Raw genomic sequence first — 19,007 nt, 5'->3', positions numbered from 1 at the left:
GCCCGTCAACATGACAGGTGGAGAACGGGATGTCCTGGACCGACGAGCGCGTCGAAACGCTCAAGCGCATGTGGAGCGAGGGCCAGTCGGCCAGCCAGATCGCCAAGGAGCTGGGCGGGGTCACCCGTAACGCGGTGATCGGCAAGGTCCATCGGCTGGGTCTGTCAAACCGTGTCGGCGGCAAGGATGACGAGGACGAGGCACCCGCGCCGGCTGCTGCCCCGCCCCGCGCCGAACCTGCCGCCCGCCCCGAACCCGCACCCGCCGCGCCGCGGAGCGAGGCGCAGCGTCCTGCCGCACCGGCCGGTGCGGCGCCGGCGACGAACGTGACGCCCCTTCCGGTGCGCAAGGCGATCATCCCGGCCGGTCAGCCGCTGCCGCCGCAGCCCAGCCTAAACGAGATCAGCCCCGAGGCCCTGGCTTCGGTGCGCGAGGTGGAAAAGCGCGCCCGCAAGCTGACCCTGATGGAGCTGACCGAACGCACCTGCAAATGGCCGATCGGCGACCCGGCGACGGACGACTTCTGGTTCTGCGGCCTGCCGTCTCTGCCCGGCAAACCCTATTGCGAGGCCCATGTCGGCGTGGCCTTCCAGCCGATGAGCGCCCGTCGCGACCGCCGCCGCTGAGGCGGGACAGACGGTCCGGCAAGACAAGGGGGGCAGGGCCCCCCTTCTTTCTCAGCGCCCCATCCGGCCGAACCAGTCAAGGTCGGCCACCGTGATCCAGCCCGACAGGATGATGCCGCAGATCACCGCCCAGATGGGTGTGGCGATCAGGGTGGTCAGCCAGGCCTTGCGACCGACGATTTCCTGGGCCGGAGCGCCTGGGGGGGTGCCGGGCTCGACCTTTCTGCTTTCTGCCTGGCTTACCGTACGGATCGGCAGCACGACAAAGAAGGTCATGAACCAGGTGACTGCATACATCACGATGGCGGCGGTGATGTTCATGCCTGTTCAAGCTCCACGAGACAGCCGTTGAAATCCTTTGGGTGCAGGAACAGAACCGGCTTGCCATGCGCACCGATCTTCGGTTCGCCCGTTCCCAGGACACGCGCACCGGTCGCCTTCAGGTGGTCGCGTGCGGCAAGGATATCGTCAACCTCATAACAGATGTGGTGGATGCCGCCGGCCGGGTTCTTTTCCAGGAATCCGGCAATGGGGGAGTTTTCGCCCAAGGGGTGCAGAAGTTCGATCTTCGTGTTCGGCAGCTCGATGAAGACCACCGTCACGCCGTGGTCGGGCTCGGGTTGGGGCTCTCCGACCTTGGCGCCAAGGGCATGGCGATACTGCTCTGCCGCAGCCGTCAGGTCGGGCACGGCGATGGCGACATGGTTCAGGCGTCCGATCATGGGGCTTCATCCCTCGCAAGCTCTCTGACCCGGCTTATGCGGGGGCGGGGCGCCCCATGCAAGCGTCAGTCGGTCGCAGCGGCGTTTGCCGCGCGCTTGCCGGAGCGGGCGCAGTTTCGCCCCATGCTGAAGGAGAGCGATCATGCCCTTTCCCTGATGGCTGCCCGGCGACTGCCGATGTTGCGCAGGGCACTGCATAGCCCTGGCGCGGGCTTACCCGGTTTGCGGCGGAAGACAGCCGTCTGGCGTGCGAGATGCCAAGGCTGAGCTGCCAGCGCTTTGGCGCGCGGCTGCGCCGGGCAGAAACCCTTGCCCCCGCGCCTTTTTTTCCGGCCTGCCATCGGCGGAACCTGGTGATCGTGGATCGCTGGCCTGCCGGACGGCCGCGGTCAGGCGCTGATTGCGGCAGTGGCCGCCCGGGGCCTGCCGGTTCTGGCAATCGGCAACGATCCTGCGGGGGCGATGCGGCGCCGGGTGCCAGTGCACCGGCCCGCTTCGATAAACTGATCCCGTCGATTGCCGGCATTGTGCAACCGGATCGGGCAACATCTGGCCGGGGTCGGGCCCGAACCCCAAGGCGCGGAACCGGCCATCGTATGCAGTGATCCGATCGCGCATTGCGACGATCTGGCCCGGGCGGCAGCCCTGATCAGAGCCGGCGGGGCCGATCCTGCCCATGAAACGGGTTTTGCCCGCAGTCTTGCCCGGACGGCTGGCGACGAGGTGATGGAGTAGCCTGCGCCGATTGCAGCAACCAGGGTCGGGCGCCGGGCACATGCGGCGATGCTGCGACGCTGGGGGAACGGTTTCGTGCCCTGCACCGGGTGGTCTGATTGCGCAGCCGGCGGTGGCCATGTGCAGGCATTTGCAGCCCTCATCTCTCCAGCGCGGGGTCGCTTGCGGCACGCACCAGCCGCGTCAGATCGGAAAGCCGTTCGCGCTGCCGTCCCATGGCATCGAAATTCGTGGGGTCCAGCCAGACACGGAAGGCTTCTTGCAGGGCGGGCCATTCGCTGTCGATCACGCTGAACCAGGCCGTGTCGCGGTTCCGGCCCTTGACGATCAGGTGGTTGCGGAACACACCCTCGAAGCTGAAGCCCAGCCGCTGTGCCGCCCGGCGCGAGGCAAGATTCAGCGCGTTGCATTTCCATTCGTAGCGCCGATAGCCTGCGTGGAAAGCCCAGTCCATCATCAGGAACATGGCTTCTGTCGCCGCTGCACCACGCTGCATCCGGGGCGCGATGCAGATGTGCCCCACCTCGATCGAACCGGCCTCTGGCGTGATCCGCAGATAGCTGGCGATGCCGCCCGGCAGCCCGCTTGCCTGATCGACAAGAACAAGGAACTGCGGATCATCGCCCGCTTCGCGCTGCCTGGCCCAGCGATGATAAGCCGTGCCCGAGGTGAAAGGCCCGTAGGGCATGTAATCCCACAGGTCATCGTGGCCCTCGAAAGCATCATGCAGCGCCAGGGCATGGGCATCGGCCACAAGCGGTTCCAGTCGCACCAGCCGGCCTTCCAGCCTTTCGCGGTCTGGCCGGGGCGGTGGGGTCCAGTCCGGCACCGGTCTGCCAAGTTTCCGATCGTTCACTTCTGCCCCCCTGCCGATGTCATGCGAGGCTATGTCCGGGCACCCTTTGCCTGCAAGCTGTCGCGCAGCGCGGCAAGGGCCGCACGCGTGCAGGTGACCACATGCGCAAAGCGGTCGCCCCCAAGGTTCACTCCGCCATACCAGCGTGTGACGACAACGATGTGATCAGTCAGCCCCTCGCGTTCGAGCATCTTCAGAATCACCGCTCCGGCACCCGCCTCGCCATCGTCGCCCTTCAGGGGGCCACCATTCGAAAGCACGGCAGCCCAGCTGTGATGGGTGGCCTTGGCAAAGCGGCGGCGCTGGCGCAATTCGGCGAGAAAGCTCTCGATGCCGGCGCGGGTGGTCACCGGGCCGGCCGAGGCAGCATAGCGCGAGCCACGGTCGCGCAGCACATCTTCCAGAACGATCATGGCGCCAGCATCGCACGGACCGGGCGCCCTTGGCAGCGAAAAAAAAGACGGCGCCCGACCGGGAGGATGGTCAGGCGCCGCAGGAAAGCGCGGGGCCAAGGGGAAGAGGCCAGATCTCCGCGCGCGGGAAGGCTCAGGCGCTCAGGGCCTCGATCTCGGCCTTGTTCGGGCAGAAACCCGGCATCGACCTGGCGTTTCCTGACTTCATCAGCCAGGTCTCGCAAAGTTCGCCACGGGTGCAGGCGGCGCAGCGCGCGACCAGCCTTTCAAGCTCGGATCGCTGCAACCAGCCCTCGACCACAGCCCGCGGCAGGTTCACCCCGCTGATACGCGCCATGCCGCGTGTCAGCCACCATGCCTTCGGGGAATCCGCATATCCGATCATCGCCAGGCCCTCCTGACCCATTGCAATCAGAATGCAGAAGCCTCCGATCAACTGCCTTGACGCAGATCAATAGCCGCGCAGGCGCCGTACCGTCGCGGCAACGACAGCCTTGCGCTGTGCGTTCGGCGGGTGACTGCCCAGGAAGCGGTCGCCCGGGTCGGGAAGGCGATCGAAGAAGCCCGCGCCGAGCATCGGGTCGAAGCCGGCAAGCAATGCGATCTCGGCGCCCAGGGCATCGGCCTCCAATTCGAACTCTCGGCTGTAGCTGCGGGCGGCGACTTCTGCCCCCAGGTTCTGTGCGGCGCGCACCTCATCTGGCGACAGGCCGCTGGCCTGGGCCAGCACGCCGGCCACCAGGGCCCCGGTCAGGGCCTGATCCTGCCGCCGGGGGATGTGGCCCGCGATATGATGCGCGGCCTCGTGCCCAAGGACGAAGGCCAGCTCGTCGGCATTGCGGGCATCGGCGATCAGCGCCAGCGTGAAACCCACCACCGGCCGCCCCTGGCGGTCAAGCGTCTGGAAGGCATTCGGCGGCTGGCGCGGTCGGTCGTCCACCACGATCCGGAAGTCGCAATTCGGAACGATGCCCCGCGTGCGACAGACCTGTTCCGCCACCGGCTCTACCGCGGCGACGACGCGCAGGAAGGTTTCGGCAGCTGCGCGTGGCGGCTGTGCCGGGGAGGCCGCCACCGTCTGCACCGGTGGTGGCGTGGGCGCAGTCGCGACGCACCCGCCAAGCGACAGGATCAGGGCGGCAAGAAGGGGCAGGCGCATCGGAGGTCCTCGCTGGGTGGTTCCGCGAAGGGTAGCAAAACGCAGGGCAGGGGAAAGCCTGCCCTGGGGCCGGATCACGCATGTGTCAGGCCGCAAATCCCGTTGCCGGGGGCGATGGCTGCGGATAGGCTGAGCGTATGTTCACCATCGAGCACGAATTCGACTCGACCGTCATCACCCTTGTCGATGAGGGTGAGGATCTGCCCCTGACCGAGGACGTCACCATTACCGCCTTCGAGGATTGCGTGACGATCGATCAGCTCGATCCCCGCACCGACGAGGTGATGCGCATCACCCTGTCGATGGGGCAGGTGCGTGACCTCGCTGCCGCGCTGAACCTGCCGGAAGGCAGCTACCGGCTAGAGCGTTCGCCCGGCTGATCCAGCCGGAACAGCTTGTCGCGCGACTTCGCTCCCCGGATCAGTGTGAGCCGCGTCCTGGCGACGCCAAGCGCGTCAGCAAGTGCGGCACGGGCTGCCTCGGTTGCCCGGCCATCCTCGGGCGGGGCGGTGACGCTGATGCGGATGACGCCTTCGGCCAGTTCCAGCGCCGCACGACGGGCACCCGGCGTGACACGGACGGCAAAGGTCGCCCCCGGTTGGGCGAGGTGCGAAAGATCGGTCATGTCCCCCTCGGCTTGGCGCGCAGCGTGGGTTCCGCCTGTGTCGGATCCTCGGGCCAGGGGTGGCGCGGGTAGGCGCCGCGCATGTCCTTTCTGACATCGGCATAGGATGTTGCCCAGAAGCGTGGCAGGTCGGTCGTCACTTGCACCGGGCGCTGCGCCGGGGACAGAAGCGTGATGCGAAGCGGCATCCGGTCCTGCCCGACCGCGGGGTGAACCGTCACCCCGAACATTTCCTGCAACCGGACCTCGATCGACGGCACCTCCCCTTCATAGTCGATCGGGATCTTCCGCCCCAGAGGTGTCTCGAAATGACCGGGAACCAGCCGGTCCATCTCGGCCAGCCGGTCCCAGCCAAGATGGGCCTGAAGCGCGGGCAGAAGGTCGAACCCCCGGAGATCGGCCTCGGTCCTGATGCCGGTCAGATGCGGAAGAAGCCAATCCTCGGCGCTGGCCAGTAGGTCGGCATCCTCCACCCCTGGCCAGTCGGCACCGCGGGCAAGCCTGGCGCGTGCCCGAAGCCGCCGTGCGGCCGGTGTCCAGGGCAGACCCAGAAGCCGCACCCCATCGAGCGCCGCTCTTGCCACGGCTTCGGGGGGCGCATCCCAGGGCCGGTCGTCCAGCACCAGCGCGCCCAGTCGTTCCTGACGCCGCGCCAGAACCCGGCCTTCGCGGCGCGACCATTCGCAGACCTCGACCCATCGGATGCGGTCGCCATGAAGTCTGCGGACCTCGGCCTCGGAAATTGCCACGGCCTGGCGGATCGTTGCCTCGCGCGCGTCGCCGTCAAGATCGGTTGCCACGATCAGCCGCGCGCCCGACAGGGGCAAGCCGGGCGCCATCGCCGCCCCCTTGCCGCCCGACAGCACCCAGCGCGGAGCCTCGCCCTTGCGGCGCAGGCCTATGCGGTCGGGGTAGGCCAGCGCAGCCATCTCGGCCAGGCTGTAGCCTGCGGCATCGCCACCCCTCTCCGTCCCTCCCCCACGCGGGGGGAGAGAGGCACCCGGATCCGCTGTCCCGCCCCGTTCCATTGCGCGCCTCCCCTCCCCCTCGTGAGGAAGGGATGGGCGAGGGGGCGCGCCCTCTATCGCGCGTGCCGCTGCCGCCAGGCGCCTTGCCTCGGCCCGGATGCGCACGATCACGCCCCGGTCGGCTTCGGGCCCCGGTCGCGCCACCGCCTGCATGCGCAAGGTCAGATCGGGCGGCGCCCCGCGCAAGGGGTCGCGTTCGGCCAGCAGGGCGGCCAGCGTAGCCGCCTTCGGCCCTGCCACTGCCAGCATGTGCGCCAACCGCGGATGCAGGGGCAGGCCGGCCAGCGTCCGACCGTGCGCGGTAATGTGCCCCCGTTCGTCCAGCGCCCCCAGCCCCATCAGCAGGCTGCGCGCCTCGGCCAGAGGCCCCGCGGGCGGCGGGGTGAGGAAGGGCAGGTCGGCCCCGCCCCAGAGCGCCAGTTCCAACGCCAGCCCGGCAAGGTCGGCCACCTCGATCTCGGCCGGGGGGAAGGGGGCCAGCCCGCCCTCTTCGCCCTTCGTCCACAGTCGGTAGCATACCCCCGGCCCGACCCGCCCGGCACGGCCCCGGCGCTGTTCTGCCTCGGCCCTGGTCACCCGCTCGGTCACCAGTCGCGACATGCCGGAATTCGGGTCGAACCGCGCCCGGCGCGCGCGCCCCGAGTCCACCACCACCCGGATGTCGGGCAGTGTGAGCGAGGTTTCGGCGATCGAGGTGGCCAACACCACCTTGCGCCCCTCGACCGGCGCCAGGGCAGCCCGCTGCGCGGTGAAGTCCATGGCCCCGAAAAGGGGGCGCACTGCCACGCCGGGAAGGCCCGCAAGCATCGCTTCGACCCGCCGGATCTCTGCCTCGCCGGGAAGGAAGACCAGCATCCCGCCTTCCGTTTCAGCCAGCGCCGCCTTCACGGCGCCCGCGACGACCGCCTCCAGCCGCATCGAGGGGTCGGGCGGTCGGGGCAGCCAGCGCGTATCCACCGGAAAGGCGCGCCCCTCGGATGTCACCACCGGGGCCCCGCCCATCAGGGCTGCCACCGGCGCGGCGTCCAGCGTCGCCGACATGACCAGAAGCTTCAGATCCTCGCGCAATGCGCCCCGCACTTCGAGGCACAGCGCCAGGCCGAGATCGGCATTCAGGCTGCGTTCGTGAAACTCGTCGAAGATGACGAGGCCCGTGCCTGCAAGTTCCGGATCCGATTGGATCATCCGGGTCAGGATGCCTTCGGTCACCACCTCGATCCGGGTGGCGGACGAAATCTTCGCTTCGCCCCGGATACGGTAGCCAACCGTCTGGCCGACCCGTTCGCCAAGGGTTTCCGCCATCCGCTCCGCCGCTGCCCGGGCGGCCAGGCGACGGGGTTCCAGCATGATCATCCGGCCCGTGACCAGCCCCCGCGCCAGCAGATCAAGCGGCACGACCGTGGTCTTTCCCGCGCCGGGCGGGGCCTGGAGGACGGCCATGCCCCGGGCGGCAAGGGCGTTGGCCAGGTCTGGCAGGATCGATGTCACGGGCAGGTCCGACATGCCCCGCTTATGGCGCGCGGGTGGCGTCTCCGGAAGGGCATTTGTGCGGGAGAGGGGATGGGGTTGGAATCCTGTCCTGTGACCTCGTCGGGAAGGCGTGGCACGACTTCCCAGCAGCCGGGTGCTCCCGGGCCCGTGACGCGCCAACCTCGCGCAACGCTGCGGCAGTCGCCAGGCCGCCGGGGGGCGGGTGGTTTGCCGGGGCTGGGGCGGTCCGGCGATTGGCCGGGCTGGCGGCAGGCGCAGCAGACCCCTGCACGGGCGCCGTCGTGCGGGGTTGAGATGAGACGCTGAATGGTCTATCCCGGGACACGGGGTGCGAAGAACATTCTTCACCCGGACAATGGAGACTGGATGTCAGAGCTTGTGTGACACGGCTCTCTGAGTTTCAGAGAGCCGCGTGAGGCCAAGGCCGCCGGGTGCCTTTGCGCCTGGCCTGGTTTGCATTGTCACACGAGACTTCCATGAACATCTCAAGAAACGAACAACGTGCGCTGCACGTTCTGGCGCTGGGCGGCCGTATCCTGCACGAGCGGGAGAATGGCCCCAAGATCACCTCTGTCATGTGCATCACGCGCGAAGGCATGATCCTGTCCGACCTGGACATGACTGTCTTCAACAAGCTTCGACGTAAGCGGCTGATCGAATCGCGGTCCGGCGGGCCCTATCTCATCTCGAAACGCGGTCGCCTTTCCGTAAGGGCGCAGCTCGACAATCAGGGAGCATGACATGTTGATCCGCAATGAAATCGACAGTGATGCCCCGGCGATCCGTGCGGTCGTGACCGAGGCCATGAAGCTATTGCCACAATCCACCGGAACAGAGGCTGCGATCGTGGACAGGCTCAGGGCAGACAATGCCCTGAGCCTGTCGCTCGTCGCCGAGGACCGGGGCCAGGTCGTGGGTTATCTGGCCGCCTCGGATGCGCGGATCGGTGCGGTGTCGGGCTGGGGCCTGATCGGTCCTGTTACCGTCCTGCCCATGCGGCGCGGCCAGGGGATCGGAAGCGCCCTCATGGCCGAAGCGATCCTCCTGTTGCGGAGACGCTGCAGGGGGGCGGCCCTTGTCGGCGATCCCGACTACAATGCCCGGTTCAGGTTCAGGGCTTTTCCAGGCTTGCGGCTGGGCGTTGTCCCGCCACGGTTCGTGCAGGCCCTGCCGTTCGATGACAGTTACCCCCAAGGCGATCTGATCCATCATCCCGCGTTCGGCCTGCAGTGATCGGAGTGACCGAGGCCCCCTTGTCACGGCCGCCAGGACCGGCGGGACAACCGTCTCGCCTGCTGCTGGTCGTCAAGGGCCATGACCTGAGGTTCGGCGTTGTCACTCAAGCCCTGCACTGAAGGGGAGGGGGCCACCGGGTTGAACCCGCACTCGGGTGCCCCCCGGTGGCGTGCCCGGCGTGGTGCGCTGTAGCGCACCCTGCGCCGTTCAAAGCTCCGGGTAGATCGGGAAGCGCTGGCAGAGGGCCTCGACTTCGGCTTTCACCTTGGCCTCCACCGCCGAGTTGCCGTCTTCGCCGTTGGCTGCCAGACCATCCACAACCTCGATGATCCAGCGGGCGATCTGGCGGAATTCGGGCTCACCGAAGCCGCGCGTGGTGCCTGCCGGGGTGCCGAGGCGGACGCCGGAGGTGATCGTCGGCTTTTCGGTGTCGAAGGGGATACCGTTCTTGTTGCAGGTGATGTGCGCGCGACCCAGCGCCTTTTCGGTCGCGTTGCCCTTCACGCCCTTGGGCCGCAGGTCCACCAGCATAAGGTGGGTATCGGTGCCGCCGGTCACGATGTCGAGCCCGCCCTTCATCAGCTCGTCTGCCAGCGCCTTCGCATTGGCGATCACCTGGCGCTGGTAGTCCTTGAACTCGGGCCGCAGCGCTTCGCCGAAGGCCACGGCCTTGGCGGCGATGACATGCATCAGCGGCCCGCCCTGGATGCCGGGGAAGATCGCCGAGTTGACCTTCTTGGCGATCTCCTCGTCATTGGTCAGGATCATGCCGCCACGGGGCCCGCGCAGCGTCTTGTGCGTGGTGGTGGTGGCGACATGGGCATGCGGGAAGGGGCTGGGGTAGAGCCCCGCAGCGACGAGGCCCGCGAAATGGGCCATGTCCACCAGAAGGTAGGCGCCCACGCTGTCGGCGATTTCGCGCATCCGCTTGAAGTCGATGATCCGGGGAATGGCGCTGCCGCCGGCAATGATCAGCTTCGGCTTGTGCTCGGTCGCCAGTTCCTGCACCTGGTCGTAGTTCAGTTCGAGATCCTGCTTGCGCACACCATACTGGACGGCGTGGAACCATTTGCCCGACTGGTTCGGCGCAGCGCCATGGGTCAGGTGGCCGCCCGCATCGAGCGACATGCCGAGGATGGTGTCACCGGGCTTGATCAGCGCCTGGAAGACGCCCTGATTGGCCTGGCTGCCCGAATTCGGCTGAACATTGGCGAAGCTGCACCCGAACAGCTTGCAGGCGCGCTCGATCGCCAGGTTCTCGGCGATGTCCACATACTGGCAGCCGCCGTAATAACGCTTGCCCGGGTAGCCTTCGGCATACTTGTTGGTCATCACCGAGCCCTGCGCCTCCATCACCGCGCGGGACACGATGTTTTCCGAGGCGATCAGTTCGATCTCGTGCCGCTGGCGGCCCAGTTCCTGGGTGATGGCCCCGAACAGCTCCGGGTCGCGGGAGGACAGGGGTTCGGTGAAGAAGCCGGTATCGCGGTGGGGTGCATTCATCGTCAGGTCCTCCGGGCGTGGATGTGCGCGCTATCTAGAGCATGGCGGCACATCGGGAAAGGCAAGAATCCGACATGATCCGGATCGGGGGCGAAATATTCTTGCCGCACGGAACAGGAAGGGCCATCGCCTCCGCTGGCGCAGGCTTGAGTTTCCCGGCACGCGGGGTCAAGGTTCGAAACAGCCGGGCGGGAAGGGGGGCGAGGGTGCGCATCAGGTTCACGGCATCGAGGGCCCCTGCCGCCGTGGCGGCGCTGGCGGCGCTGACCGCGCGCTATGGCCAGGCCGAGCCCCGGACGGCCGAGGTGATCGTGGCGCTGGGCGGTGACGGCTTCATGCTGGAAACGCTGCACGCGGCGCATGGGCGCCGGCTGCCGGTCTATGGCATGAACTGTGGCACGATCGGCTTTCTGATGAACGCCTATGCCGAAGACGGCCTGATCGAGCGCCTGCGCGCGGCCGAAGAGACGGTGATCCATCCTCTGGCGATGCGGGCAGTGAATGCAAAGGGCAGGGTGACCGAGGCGCTTGCGATCAACGAGGTCTCGCTTCTGCGCCAGGGGCCGCAGGCGGCAAAGCTGCGCATCTCGGTCGACGGGCGGGTGCGACTGGAAGAACTGGTCTGCGACGGGGCGTTGGTGGCAACGCCCGCGGGATCCACCGCCTACAATTATTCGGCGCACGGGCCGATCCTGCCCATCGGATCGGACGTGCTGGCGCTGACGGCGATGTCGGCCTTCCGGCCCCGACGCTGGCGGGGGGCGCTCTTGCCGTCATCCGCCGTGGTGCGGTTCGAGGTGCTTGAGGCCGAAAAGCGGCCGGTGATGGCGGATGCCGACAGCCGGTCCTCGGTGCGCAATGTCGCAAGCGTCGAGGTCAGGACCGAGCCTTCGGTCACGCACAGGCTGCTGTTCGATCCGGGCCACGGACTGGAGGAACGCCTGATCGGCGAGCAGTTCACCTGACGCCGTAGCACGCGCGTTGCTTGTGTGACCGGATCTTGGCTGCCCGTGTGCCAAAGACGTGCCAGGCAGTCGTCAGGAGGCGCGCGCCTTCCAGCCCTCGATCTTCCGGTATAGCGTGGAGGGCGAGACATCCAGCACGCGCGCGGCCCGCGGGATCGAATTGCCGTGGCGGGCAAGTGTTGCCTCGATCAGCAGCCGCTCTGCCTCGGCCAGGGTCAAGCCGACCAGGCTGTCGGTCGTGGGCAGGTCGGGGTCCGGCTGCGGACCGGATGTCGCGCGGGCAGGAAGGTCGTCGGCCAGTCCGGGAGGCAGCATCTCGGGCGTCACCCAGCCCCCCCTGTTCAGCACGACGACGTTGCGGATCACGTTCAGCAGTTGCCGCACGTTCCCCGGCCAAGGCAGTTGCAGCAGCAACGCGCGGGTCTCCGGGGTCAGGCCATGAAACCGTCGCCCTTCTTCCTCGGCAAAGCGCTGGAGCGCGGCCTCGGCGATTTCGATCACGTCATGGCCGCGCTCGCGCAGAGGCGGCATGTGGATCGGCACGACGAACAGGCGGTAGTATAGATCCTCGCGGAACTGGCCGCGGCGGACGGCATCCAGCGGGTCGCGGTTGGTGGCACAGACGATGCGGACGTTCACCTTGCGGGGCCGGGTGGCCCCCACGGGCTGGACGGTAGAGGTCTGCAGGAAACGCAGGAGCTTGGTCTGCAGCGCGGGCGCCATTTCGCAGATCTCGTCGAGGAACAGCGTTCCCCCGTCGGCCGCCGCCGCCGCGCCCGGCTTGTCAGAGATTGCGCCGGTGAAGCTGCCCTTCATGTGACCGAATACTTCGCTTTCCAGCAGGTCCTGCGGGATGGCGCCGCAGTTGAGTGCGATGAAGGGGCCCGAGGCGCGGGCCGAATTGGCATGGACGGCCAGAGCGCAAAGTTCTTTCCCGGTGCCACTTTCGCCGGTGATGAAAACGGTGGCCATGGAGCGCGCGACCGAGGCGATGGTGGCATGGATGCGTTTCATCGCCTCGGAAGAGCCGATGAAGCCGGAGGTATCGGGCAAGGTTGCGCTCTCGACCGAGGGCACGATGCCTGACTCCTCGGCCCGGCGCTCTCCGCGTTCTTTGAGCAGGTTCTGCACCGCGCCGAGCAGGCGGTTTTCATCGAATGGTTTCACAAGGAAGTCATGCGCACCCGCCCGCATCGCCTCGACCGCGCGGTTGACCGATCCGTTGGCGGTAATGGCAATGATTGCAGTTTCGGGTTGCATGGCAAGGAATTCCTGCATCAGCTGCAAACCGTCACGGTCCGGCAGCACCAGGTCCAGCAGCACCACCGCGGGACGCAGGGCCTGGAACTGGGCAAGCCCTTCTGCAGCCGATCCCGCGACCGAGACGCGGAACCCCGCCCCGGAAAGGATCGAGCGATAGACCATCTGAAGCGAGCTGGTATCCTCGATCAGCAGCAGCGGCGGGCGAGAAGTTGTCGGGGTCTTCATTCCTGTGCCTCGGCGGCGGTGGTATCGACCACGGCGATCAGGGCGGCGAGGTCGGCCTGAAGCAGGGGCAGAAGGTCGGCAAGCGTCGCCGGGTCACGGGCATGCGCTGCCACGTTCAGTGCCTGCGCCTGTTCGTGCAGGGTCAAAGCGCCCGCCGAACCGGCCAGCGAGATCAGCACATGGCTGGCCTCGCGCAGGTTGTCCCAGTCAGGGCCAGCAGCAGCCCGCGCGATGCCCTCGGCGCAGCCTGCAAGATCAAGCCGAAGCTGTGCCAGCAGCGCCGGGGCCTCTTCCGGGCCGACCAGGCGCAGAAGGTGCCGCAGCCGGGCTGCGTCAAAGCCGCCGGGCAGGGCCGGAACCTCAGGGCGGGGGTGCAGGGGGCTTTGCATAATGCAAAGATTGCCCGAGCACGGCAGGTCTGTCCAGTCTCAGTCCTTGGCCAGGCCGATCGAGCGCAGCGCCAGCGTGATCTCGTCCAGGATCGCGGGGTCGTCGATGGTGGCGGGCATCTTCCAGGGCTGGCCGTCGGCGATCTTGACCATGGTGCCGCGCAGGATCTTGCCCGAGCGGGTCTTGGGCAGGCGGTCCACCACCACGGCGCGCTTGAAATCGGCGACGGGGCCGATCTGGTCGCGGATCAGTTGCACGCATTCCTTCACCACCTCGTCATGCGGGCGGTTCGAACCCTTGTTGAGGCAGAGGAAGCCCAGCGGCGACTGACCCTTCAGTTCGTCGGCCACGCCGATCACGGCGCATTCGGCCACGTCCTTGTGCGATGCAAGCACCTCCTCCATCGCGCCGGTGGACAGTCGGTGGCCGGCGACGTTGATGACATCGTCGGTGCGGGCCATGATGTAGAGATAGCCGTCCTCATCGACATAGCCCGCGTCGCCGGTCTCGTAGTAGCCGGGGAAGTGGTCGAGGTAGCTCTTGCGGAAGCGGTCCTCGGCATTCCACAGCGTCGGAAGGGTGCCGGGCGGTAGTGGCAACTTGATTGCGATGGCGCCGAGCGTGCCGGGGGAAACCGGGTGGCCGCCCTCGTCCAGCACCTGCACGTCGAATCCGGGCATGGGCACGGAAGGGCTGCCGATCTTGACCGGCAGATGTTCGATGCCAAGCGGGTTGGCGGCGATGGCATAGCCGGTCTCTGTCTGCCACCAGTGGTCGATCACCGGCACCTTCAGGTGGGTCTGCGCCCAGTGGATCGTGTCGGGGTCGGCGCGTTCGCCCGCCAGATAGAGCGCCTGGAGCGTCGGCAGCGGGGGGACCAGCTTGCCGTCCGGGTCGTCGCGCTTGATGGCGCGAAGGGCGGTGGGCGCGGCGAAGAAGCTGCGCACCTTGTGTTCGTTGATGACGCGCCAGAAGGCGGCGGCGTCTGGGGTGCCGACGGGCTTGCCTTCGTAGACGACGGTGGTGCAGCCGGCGATCAGGGGGCCGTAGCAGATGTAGCTGTGGCCGACGACCCAGCCCACGTCCGAGGCGGCCCAGAACACGTCGCCCGCGCCGACGTTGTAGATCGCGCGCATGGTCCAGTTCAGCGCCACGAGATGCCCGGCGGTGGGCCGCACCACGCCCTTCGGCGCCCCCGTGGTGCCCGAGGTGTAGAGGATATAGGCCGGATGGTTGCCCGCGACGGGCACGCAGTCGGCGGGCGTCACCCCGTGCTGGAAGGCGTGCCAGTCTAGATCGCGGCCGGGGGTGAGGGCGGCCACCTCCTGCTCGCGCTGGAAGATCACGCAGAAGTCGGGCTTGTGGGCGGCTTGGTCGATGGCCGCGTCGAGGAGCGGCTTGTAGTGGACCACTCGAGAGGGCTCGATCCCGCAGGAGGCGGCGATGATCGCCTTGGGCGTGCAGTCGTCGATGCGGACGGCAAGTTCATGTGCCGCGAAGCCGCCGAAGACCACCGAATGGATCGCGCCGATCCGCCCGCAGGCAAGCATCGCCTCCAGCGCCTCGGGGACCATGGGCATGTAGATGATGACCCGGTCGCCCTTTTCGATGCCGCGGGCCTTCAGCGCGCCCGCAAGACGGGCGACGCGGTCCTGCAATTCGGCATAGGTGATGACGTGTTTCGTTCCGGTGACGGGGCTGTCGTGAATGATCGCGGGCTGCTTGCCACGGCCGGCGGCAACGTGGCGATCGACGGCATTCCAGCAGGTGTTTACCTCGGCGTCGGTGAACCATTCGAAAAGGGGGGCGCGGCTGTCATCCAGCGCCTTTGCGGGCTTCTTCACCCAGTCGATGCCCCCCGCTGCCGAGAGCCAGAACCCCTCCGGGTCGTTCCGCCACTGGTCATAAACCTGCGCATAGCCCATCGCGATCTCCCCCCTGCCGATGTCTCCTCGTGATGGTGGTATGCCATGGGATGCCCGGGGCGCAACGGTGTTACCGTTAGCGGAGTGCGACAGATTTGCAGAATTTGCGGCGTAACGGGACAAATATTTGCAAACCAATGGCCGCCTGCAAATCGCCTGATCCGTTGCACGAAAGATTTGCAAAGGCGGTGCGGAGTTTTCGAAAGCTCCGCACCGGAGCCCTTGAAGGCTTCGGGCCGACTTCTTTGAAGAAATCTGCGAACGGTCAGCCGTAATGCGCGACCGGTGTGCCGGCGATCGCCGACATGTTCAGAAGGCCCCGCGCGGTGATCGCCGGGGTCACCACATGCGCCTTGTTGCCCATGCCCATCAGGATCGGCCCGACCTCCAGCCCGCCTGCCTTGACCTTCAGGATGTTGCGCACGCCCGAGGCCACTTCCGACGAGGCGAAGACCAGCACGTTTGCCGCTCCGTCATAGCGCGAATTGGGCAGAAGCCGGTCGCGGATCGACTGGTCCAGCGCGGCGTCGATATTCATTTCGCCCTCATATGCGAAATCGGGCTCGCGGACGTCCAGCAGTTCCAGCGCCTCGCGCATCCGGCGGGCAGAGGCATTGTCCATGTTGCCGAACTGCGACTGGGTGCAGAGCGCGATCTTCGGGGTGATGCCGAACCGGCGGACATGGCGAGCCGCGCCGATCACGGTTTCCATGATCTGCTGCGGGGTGGGTTCCGAATGCACATGGGTGTCGGCGATGAAAAGTGGACCGTCTTCCAGGATCATCATCGACAGGGCGCCTACCGGGTGCAGGCCGCCGCGCGCGAGGATCTGGCGCACATAGCCGAGGTGCCAGTTGTACTGGCCGAAGGTGCCGCAAATCATGCTGTCGGCTTCCTCGCGGTGCACCATGATCGCGGCGATTGCAGTGGTGTTGGTGCGCATCACCGCGCGGGCGATGTCGGGTGTGACGCCGCGGCGGGCCATCAATTCGTGATAGGTGCCCCAGTAATCGCGGTAGCGGTGGTCGTTTTCCGGGTTGACCAGGTGGAAGTCGCGCCCCGGCCGGATCGGCAGGCCGAAACGTTCGCAGCGCGCCTCTACCACCTCGGGCCGTCCGATCAGGATTGGCACCTCGGTCGTCTCTTCCAGGATCGCATTGGCCGCGCGCAGCACGCGCTCGTCCTCGCCTTCGGCAAAGACTATGCGGCGGGCGGCAGTGCGGGCGGCCTCGAACACCGGCCGCATCAGAAGGGCCGACTTGAACACCGAACCATCAAGCTTGCGCTTGTAGGCGTCGAGATCCTCGATGGGCCGTGTTGCGACGCCGGTTTCCATCGCCGCACGGGCCACGGCACTTGCCACGGTGCCGATCAACCGGGGATCGAAGGGCTTCGGGATCAGATAGTCGGGGCCGAAGGCCATGGTCTCGCCCCGGTAGGCGGCGGCGGCCTCGGCCGAGGTGGTGGCGCGGGCCAGCGCGGCGATGCCCTCGATGCAGGCCAGTTCCATCGCGTCGTTGATCGTGGTCGCGCCCACGTCCAGCGCGCCGCGGAAGATGAAGGGGAAGCAGAGGACGTTGTTGACCTGGTTCGGGAAGTCCGACCGCCCGGTGGCGATGATCGCGCCGGGGGCGACCTTGCGAGCCTCGTCTGGCAGGATTTCCGGGGTGGGGTTGGCAAGCGCGAAGATGATCGGGTTCGGCGCCATCTTCGCCACCATCTCGGGCGTCAGCACGCCGGGGCCGGACAGACCGAGGAACAGGTCGGCGCCCGCGATCACATCGGAAAGGGTTGCCGGACGGTCGCCCTGGGCGAAGGCCTCTTTCTGCGGGGTCATCTGCGCCTCGCGGCCGCGATAGACCAGACCCTCCAGATCGCAAAGCCAGATGTTCTCGCGACGGACCCCCAGTTTTACCAGCATTTCCAGGCAGGCAATGCCCGCCGCGCCGCCGCCGGTGGAGACCACCTTGATGTCCTGGAACCGCTTGCCCGCGACGATCATCGCATTCGTTGCGGCAGCGCCAACCACGATCGCCGTGCCATGCTGGTCGTCGTGGAAAACCGGAATTTTCATCCTCTCGCGACACAGCTTTTCCACGATGAAGCAGTCGGGCGCCTTGATGTCCTCTAGGTTCACCGCACCGAAGGTGGGTTCCAGCGCGCAGACGATTTCGGCCAGCTTCACCGGGTCGGGTTCGTTCACCTCGATGTCGAAGCAGTCGATGTTGGCGAACTTCTTGAACAGGACCGCCTTGCCCTCCATCACCGGCTTGGACGCGAGCGCCCCGATGTTGCCGAGGCCAAGGACCGCAGTGCCGTTCGAAATCACGGCGACGAGGTTGCCCTTGGAGGTGTAACGGCTGGCCGTCGCCGGATCGGCCTTGATCTCGAGGCAGGCCTCGGCCACGCCCGGGGAATAGGCGCGGGCCAGGTCGCGGCCGTTGGCAAGGGGCTTGGTCGCACGGATTTCCAGTTTTCCGGGCTTGGGAAATTCATGGTAGTCCAGTGCCGCCTGTCGCGCGCCGTCGTGCCGTGCCTCGTCCATCCGTTCCTCCCGCGAAGATGGTTCAGCGTTAAACCATCTTTATGCTTTCGCCAATGCGGCATCGGTTGAAGCCCATTCGCGCCCGGCTTGCAAATCACAGCCGCGCCAGACACGATGCCGCCATAGCACGGGGATGACCATGACGGAAATACGCGCCGAAGTCAGGCTGCCAACGCATGAACTGCGGGAGGATCTGCCCTTCTACACAAAGACCCTGGGCATGCGGCTGGACATGATCTTTCCCGCCGACAACCCCGAGGTGGCGGTTCTGTCGGGCCATGGCCTGCGCATCCGCATCCAGAAGGGCGCGCCCGAGGCGCCAGGCACGATCCGCATCCTGACCGACGATCCGACCTTTGCCGGGGGCGCGAAGGAACTGGTCGCGCCAAACGGCACGCGGGTGGAGATCGACGAGCTGAACCCCCCGGTCGTCACGCCGGCAACGGAACATGCCTTCGTGGTGCGCCGCCTGGCCGATCAGGCGCCCTGGGTGATCGGGCGGGCCGGGATGGAATATCGCGACCTGATTCCCTCGCGCCTCGGCGGGGCGATGATCGCCAGCCACATCCGCGTCCCGGACGGCCCGGTGCCCGACATGGTGCATTTCCACAAGGTCGGCTTCCAGCTGATCTTCTGCGTCGCGGGCTGGGTGGATGTTCTGTATGAAGATCAGGGGGATGTTCGCCGTATCCATGCCGGCGACTGCTTCATCCAGCCGCCGGGCATCCGCCACAAGGTGCTGCATTCCGAGGGGGTGCAGGTGGTGGAGATCGGCGTCCCGGCCGAACACATCACCGAGATTGACCACGAGATGACCCTGCCCACCCCGCATTACCGGCCCGAGCGGGAATGGGAGGGGCAGCGTTTCGTTCACAACATCGGGGCAGAGGGCATCTTCCGCCCCTTCCGGATCCCGGGCTTCGAGGCGCGTGACACGACGATCCACGCGGCGACGAAGGGCGTGGCCTCGGTCATGGTGGCGCGGCCTGCAGGAGAGCCTGCGCCGTGGACGGTGCATGACGGTGACATCCTGTTCAGCTTCGTCATGAAGGGGGCCATGACCCTGGAGGGCGAAGGGAAAGACCCCTACCGGCTGGAGCCGGGCGATGCCTTCGTGATCCCGCCGGGCATGGCCACGCGCTATGCCGACCCGACACCGGACCTGGAACTCCTGGAGGTAACGCTGCCCGGCAATCCGCCGACGCGGGTGGTGGCGATGTGACGCCTCTGCGTGCGCCTTCGGCTTCCCATCGCCGACCCGCGACGAGACGCCAGAGACGTATGCGAAGCACACCCCGCT

At 67.1% G+C, this 19,007-nt stretch carries 20 protein-coding genes; 7 read left to right on the top strand and 13 right to left on the bottom strand.

All coding sequences use genetic code 11. From position 1 onward, the window contains the following. Nucleotides 1-29: 29 nt before the first annotated feature. The gene (locus EZM81_RS06205) at nt 30-626 is read left to right on the top strand and encodes a GcrA family cell cycle regulator (RefSeq protein WP_135449233.1); all 597 of its coding nucleotides are present in this window, start codon (nt 30-32) and stop codon (nt 624-626) included. 51 nt (nt 627-677) lie between these two features. On the opposite strand, the gene EZM81_RS06200 is transcribed toward EZM81_RS06205, so the two are convergent. Both EZM81_RS06200 and mce read right to left on the bottom strand, forming a co-directional pair. After that, on the bottom strand, nt 678-947 hold the full coding sequence (locus EZM81_RS06200) for a DUF1467 family protein (protein WP_135449232.1): 270 nt from the start codon (nt 945-947) through the stop codon (nt 678-680). Next, the gene (mce, locus tag EZM81_RS06195; protein WP_135449231.1) at nt 944-1,348 is read right to left on the bottom strand and encodes a methylmalonyl-CoA epimerase; all 405 of its coding nucleotides are present in this window, start codon (nt 1,346-1,348) and stop codon (nt 944-946) included. The genes EZM81_RS06200 and mce overlap by 4 nt, the downstream gene beginning before the upstream one ends. Nucleotides 1,349-1,864: 516 nt before the next feature. Between mce and EZM81_RS06190 the strand changes: the two genes are divergently transcribed. Further along, a complete protein-coding gene (locus EZM81_RS06190) occupies nt 1,865-2,083 on the top strand; it encodes a hypothetical protein (RefSeq protein ID WP_169052319.1) in 219 nt (72 codons plus the stop codon). Nucleotides 2,084-2,222: 139 nt separating this feature from the next. Here EZM81_RS06190 and EZM81_RS06185 read toward each other — a convergent pair whose 3' ends face one another. From EZM81_RS06185 to EZM81_RS06170, 4 genes are all read right to left on the bottom strand, one after another. Continuing rightward, nucleotides 2,223-2,939: a GNAT family N-acetyltransferase gene (locus tag EZM81_RS06185; protein ID WP_136645151.1), complete on the bottom strand. Its 717-nt coding sequence runs from the start codon at nt 2,937-2,939 to the stop codon at nt 2,223-2,225. A 29-nt stretch (nt 2,940-2,968) separates the two neighbouring features. Further along, nucleotides 2,969-3,352, bottom strand: a complete 384-nt coding sequence (locus EZM81_RS06180; RefSeq protein ID WP_135449228.1) for a YigZ family protein — start codon at nt 3,350-3,352, stop codon at nt 2,969-2,971. 133 nt (nt 3,353-3,485) lie between these two features. Next, nucleotides 3,486-3,737, bottom strand: coding sequence for a DUF6455 family protein (locus tag EZM81_RS06175; protein WP_136645150.1), 252 nt, complete (start codon nt 3,735-3,737; stop codon nt 3,486-3,488). 66 nt (nt 3,738-3,803) lie between these two features. Then, complete coding sequence (locus EZM81_RS06170; protein WP_136645149.1) at nt 3,804-4,511, bottom strand: M48 family metallopeptidase; 708 nt, start codon at nt 4,509-4,511, stop codon at nt 3,804-3,806. Nucleotides 4,512-4,648: 137 nt separating this feature from the next. On the opposite strand from EZM81_RS06170, the gene EZM81_RS06165 reads away from it, so the two are divergent. Next, nucleotides 4,649-4,891 (top strand): hypothetical protein, encoded by a 243-nt coding sequence (locus EZM81_RS06165; protein ID WP_135449225.1) that lies wholly within the window; start codon nt 4,649-4,651, stop codon nt 4,889-4,891. Here the strand turns inward: EZM81_RS06165 and EZM81_RS06160 are convergent. Both EZM81_RS06160 and hrpB read right to left on the bottom strand, forming a co-directional pair. Next, nucleotides 4,864-5,136 carry a DUF167 domain-containing protein gene (locus tag EZM81_RS06160; protein ID WP_136645148.1) on the bottom strand — a complete coding sequence of 91 codons (273 nt, stop codon included), beginning with the start codon at nt 5,134-5,136 and terminating at the stop codon, nt 4,864-4,866. The genes EZM81_RS06165 and EZM81_RS06160 overlap by 28 nt on opposite strands. After that, entirely contained in the window at nt 5,133-7,667 is a 2,535-nt protein-coding gene (gene hrpB / locus EZM81_RS06155; RefSeq protein WP_136645147.1) for an ATP-dependent helicase HrpB, read from the bottom strand. Before hrpB ends, EZM81_RS06160 begins: the two co-directional genes overlap by 4 nt. Before the next feature lie 464 nt (nt 7,668-8,131). On the opposite strand from hrpB, the gene EZM81_RS06150 reads away from it, so the two are divergent. Both EZM81_RS06150 and EZM81_RS06145 read left to right on the top strand, forming a co-directional pair. Next, entirely contained in the window at nt 8,132-8,395 is a 264-nt protein-coding gene (locus tag EZM81_RS06150) for a YjhX family toxin (RefSeq protein WP_135449222.1), read from the top strand. A gap of 1 nt (nt 8,396) precedes the next feature. Further along, a complete protein-coding gene (locus tag EZM81_RS06145; protein ID WP_136645146.1) occupies nt 8,397-8,888 on the top strand; it encodes a GNAT family N-acetyltransferase in 492 nt (163 codons plus the stop codon). A gap of 210 nt (nt 8,889-9,098) precedes the next feature. On the opposite strand, the gene glyA is transcribed toward EZM81_RS06145, so the two are convergent. After that, entirely contained in the window at nt 9,099-10,394 is a 1,296-nt protein-coding gene (glyA, locus tag EZM81_RS06140; RefSeq protein WP_136645145.1) for a serine hydroxymethyltransferase, read from the bottom strand. A gap of 206 nt (nt 10,395-10,600) precedes the next feature. On the opposite strand from glyA, the gene EZM81_RS06135 reads away from it, so the two are divergent. Beyond that, the gene (locus tag EZM81_RS06135; protein WP_240784021.1) at nt 10,601-11,359 is read left to right on the top strand and encodes an NAD kinase; all 759 of its coding nucleotides are present in this window, start codon (nt 10,601-10,603) and stop codon (nt 11,357-11,359) included. Between the two features lie 72 nt (nt 11,360-11,431). Here EZM81_RS06135 and EZM81_RS06130 read toward each other — a convergent pair whose 3' ends face one another. The 4 genes from EZM81_RS06130 to EZM81_RS06115 all read right to left on the bottom strand — a co-directional run bounded on the left by EZM81_RS06130 (nt 11,432) and on the right by EZM81_RS06115 (nt 17,707). Then, nucleotides 11,432-12,847 (bottom strand): sigma-54 dependent transcriptional regulator, encoded by a 1,416-nt coding sequence (locus tag EZM81_RS06130; protein ID WP_136645144.1) that lies wholly within the window; start codon nt 12,845-12,847, stop codon nt 11,432-11,434. Further along, nucleotides 12,844-13,236 carry a hypothetical protein gene (locus EZM81_RS06125; protein ID WP_136645143.1) on the bottom strand — a complete coding sequence of 131 codons (393 nt, stop codon included), beginning with the start codon at nt 13,234-13,236 and terminating at the stop codon, nt 12,844-12,846. Before EZM81_RS06125 ends, EZM81_RS06130 begins: the two co-directional genes overlap by 4 nt. A 39-nt stretch (nt 13,237-13,275) precedes the next feature. After that, nucleotides 13,276-15,162, bottom strand: a complete 1,887-nt coding sequence (locus EZM81_RS06120) for a propionyl-CoA synthetase (RefSeq protein WP_136645142.1) — start codon at nt 15,160-15,162, stop codon at nt 13,276-13,278. Nucleotides 15,163-15,427: 265 nt separating this feature from the next. Next, nucleotides 15,428-17,707: an NADP-dependent malic enzyme gene (locus EZM81_RS06115; protein ID WP_136645141.1), complete on the bottom strand. Its 2,280-nt coding sequence runs from the start codon at nt 17,705-17,707 to the stop codon at nt 15,428-15,430. Between the two features lie 139 nt (nt 17,708-17,846). On the opposite strand from EZM81_RS06115, the gene EZM81_RS06110 reads away from it, so the two are divergent. Continuing rightward, a complete protein-coding gene (locus EZM81_RS06110; RefSeq protein ID WP_136645140.1) occupies nt 17,847-18,929 on the top strand; it encodes a cupin domain-containing protein in 1,083 nt (360 codons plus the stop codon). Nucleotides 18,930-19,007: the final 78 nt, after the last annotated feature.

The organism is Tabrizicola sp. YIM 78059 (assembly GCF_004959785.1).
GTDB classification, from domain to species: Bacteria; Pseudomonadota; Alphaproteobacteria; order Rhodobacterales; family Rhodobacteraceae; genus Tabrizicola; species Tabrizicola caldifontis.
Note: the sequence above shows the minus strand (reverse complement) of the source record. Positions and strands in the feature narration are given on the sequence as shown.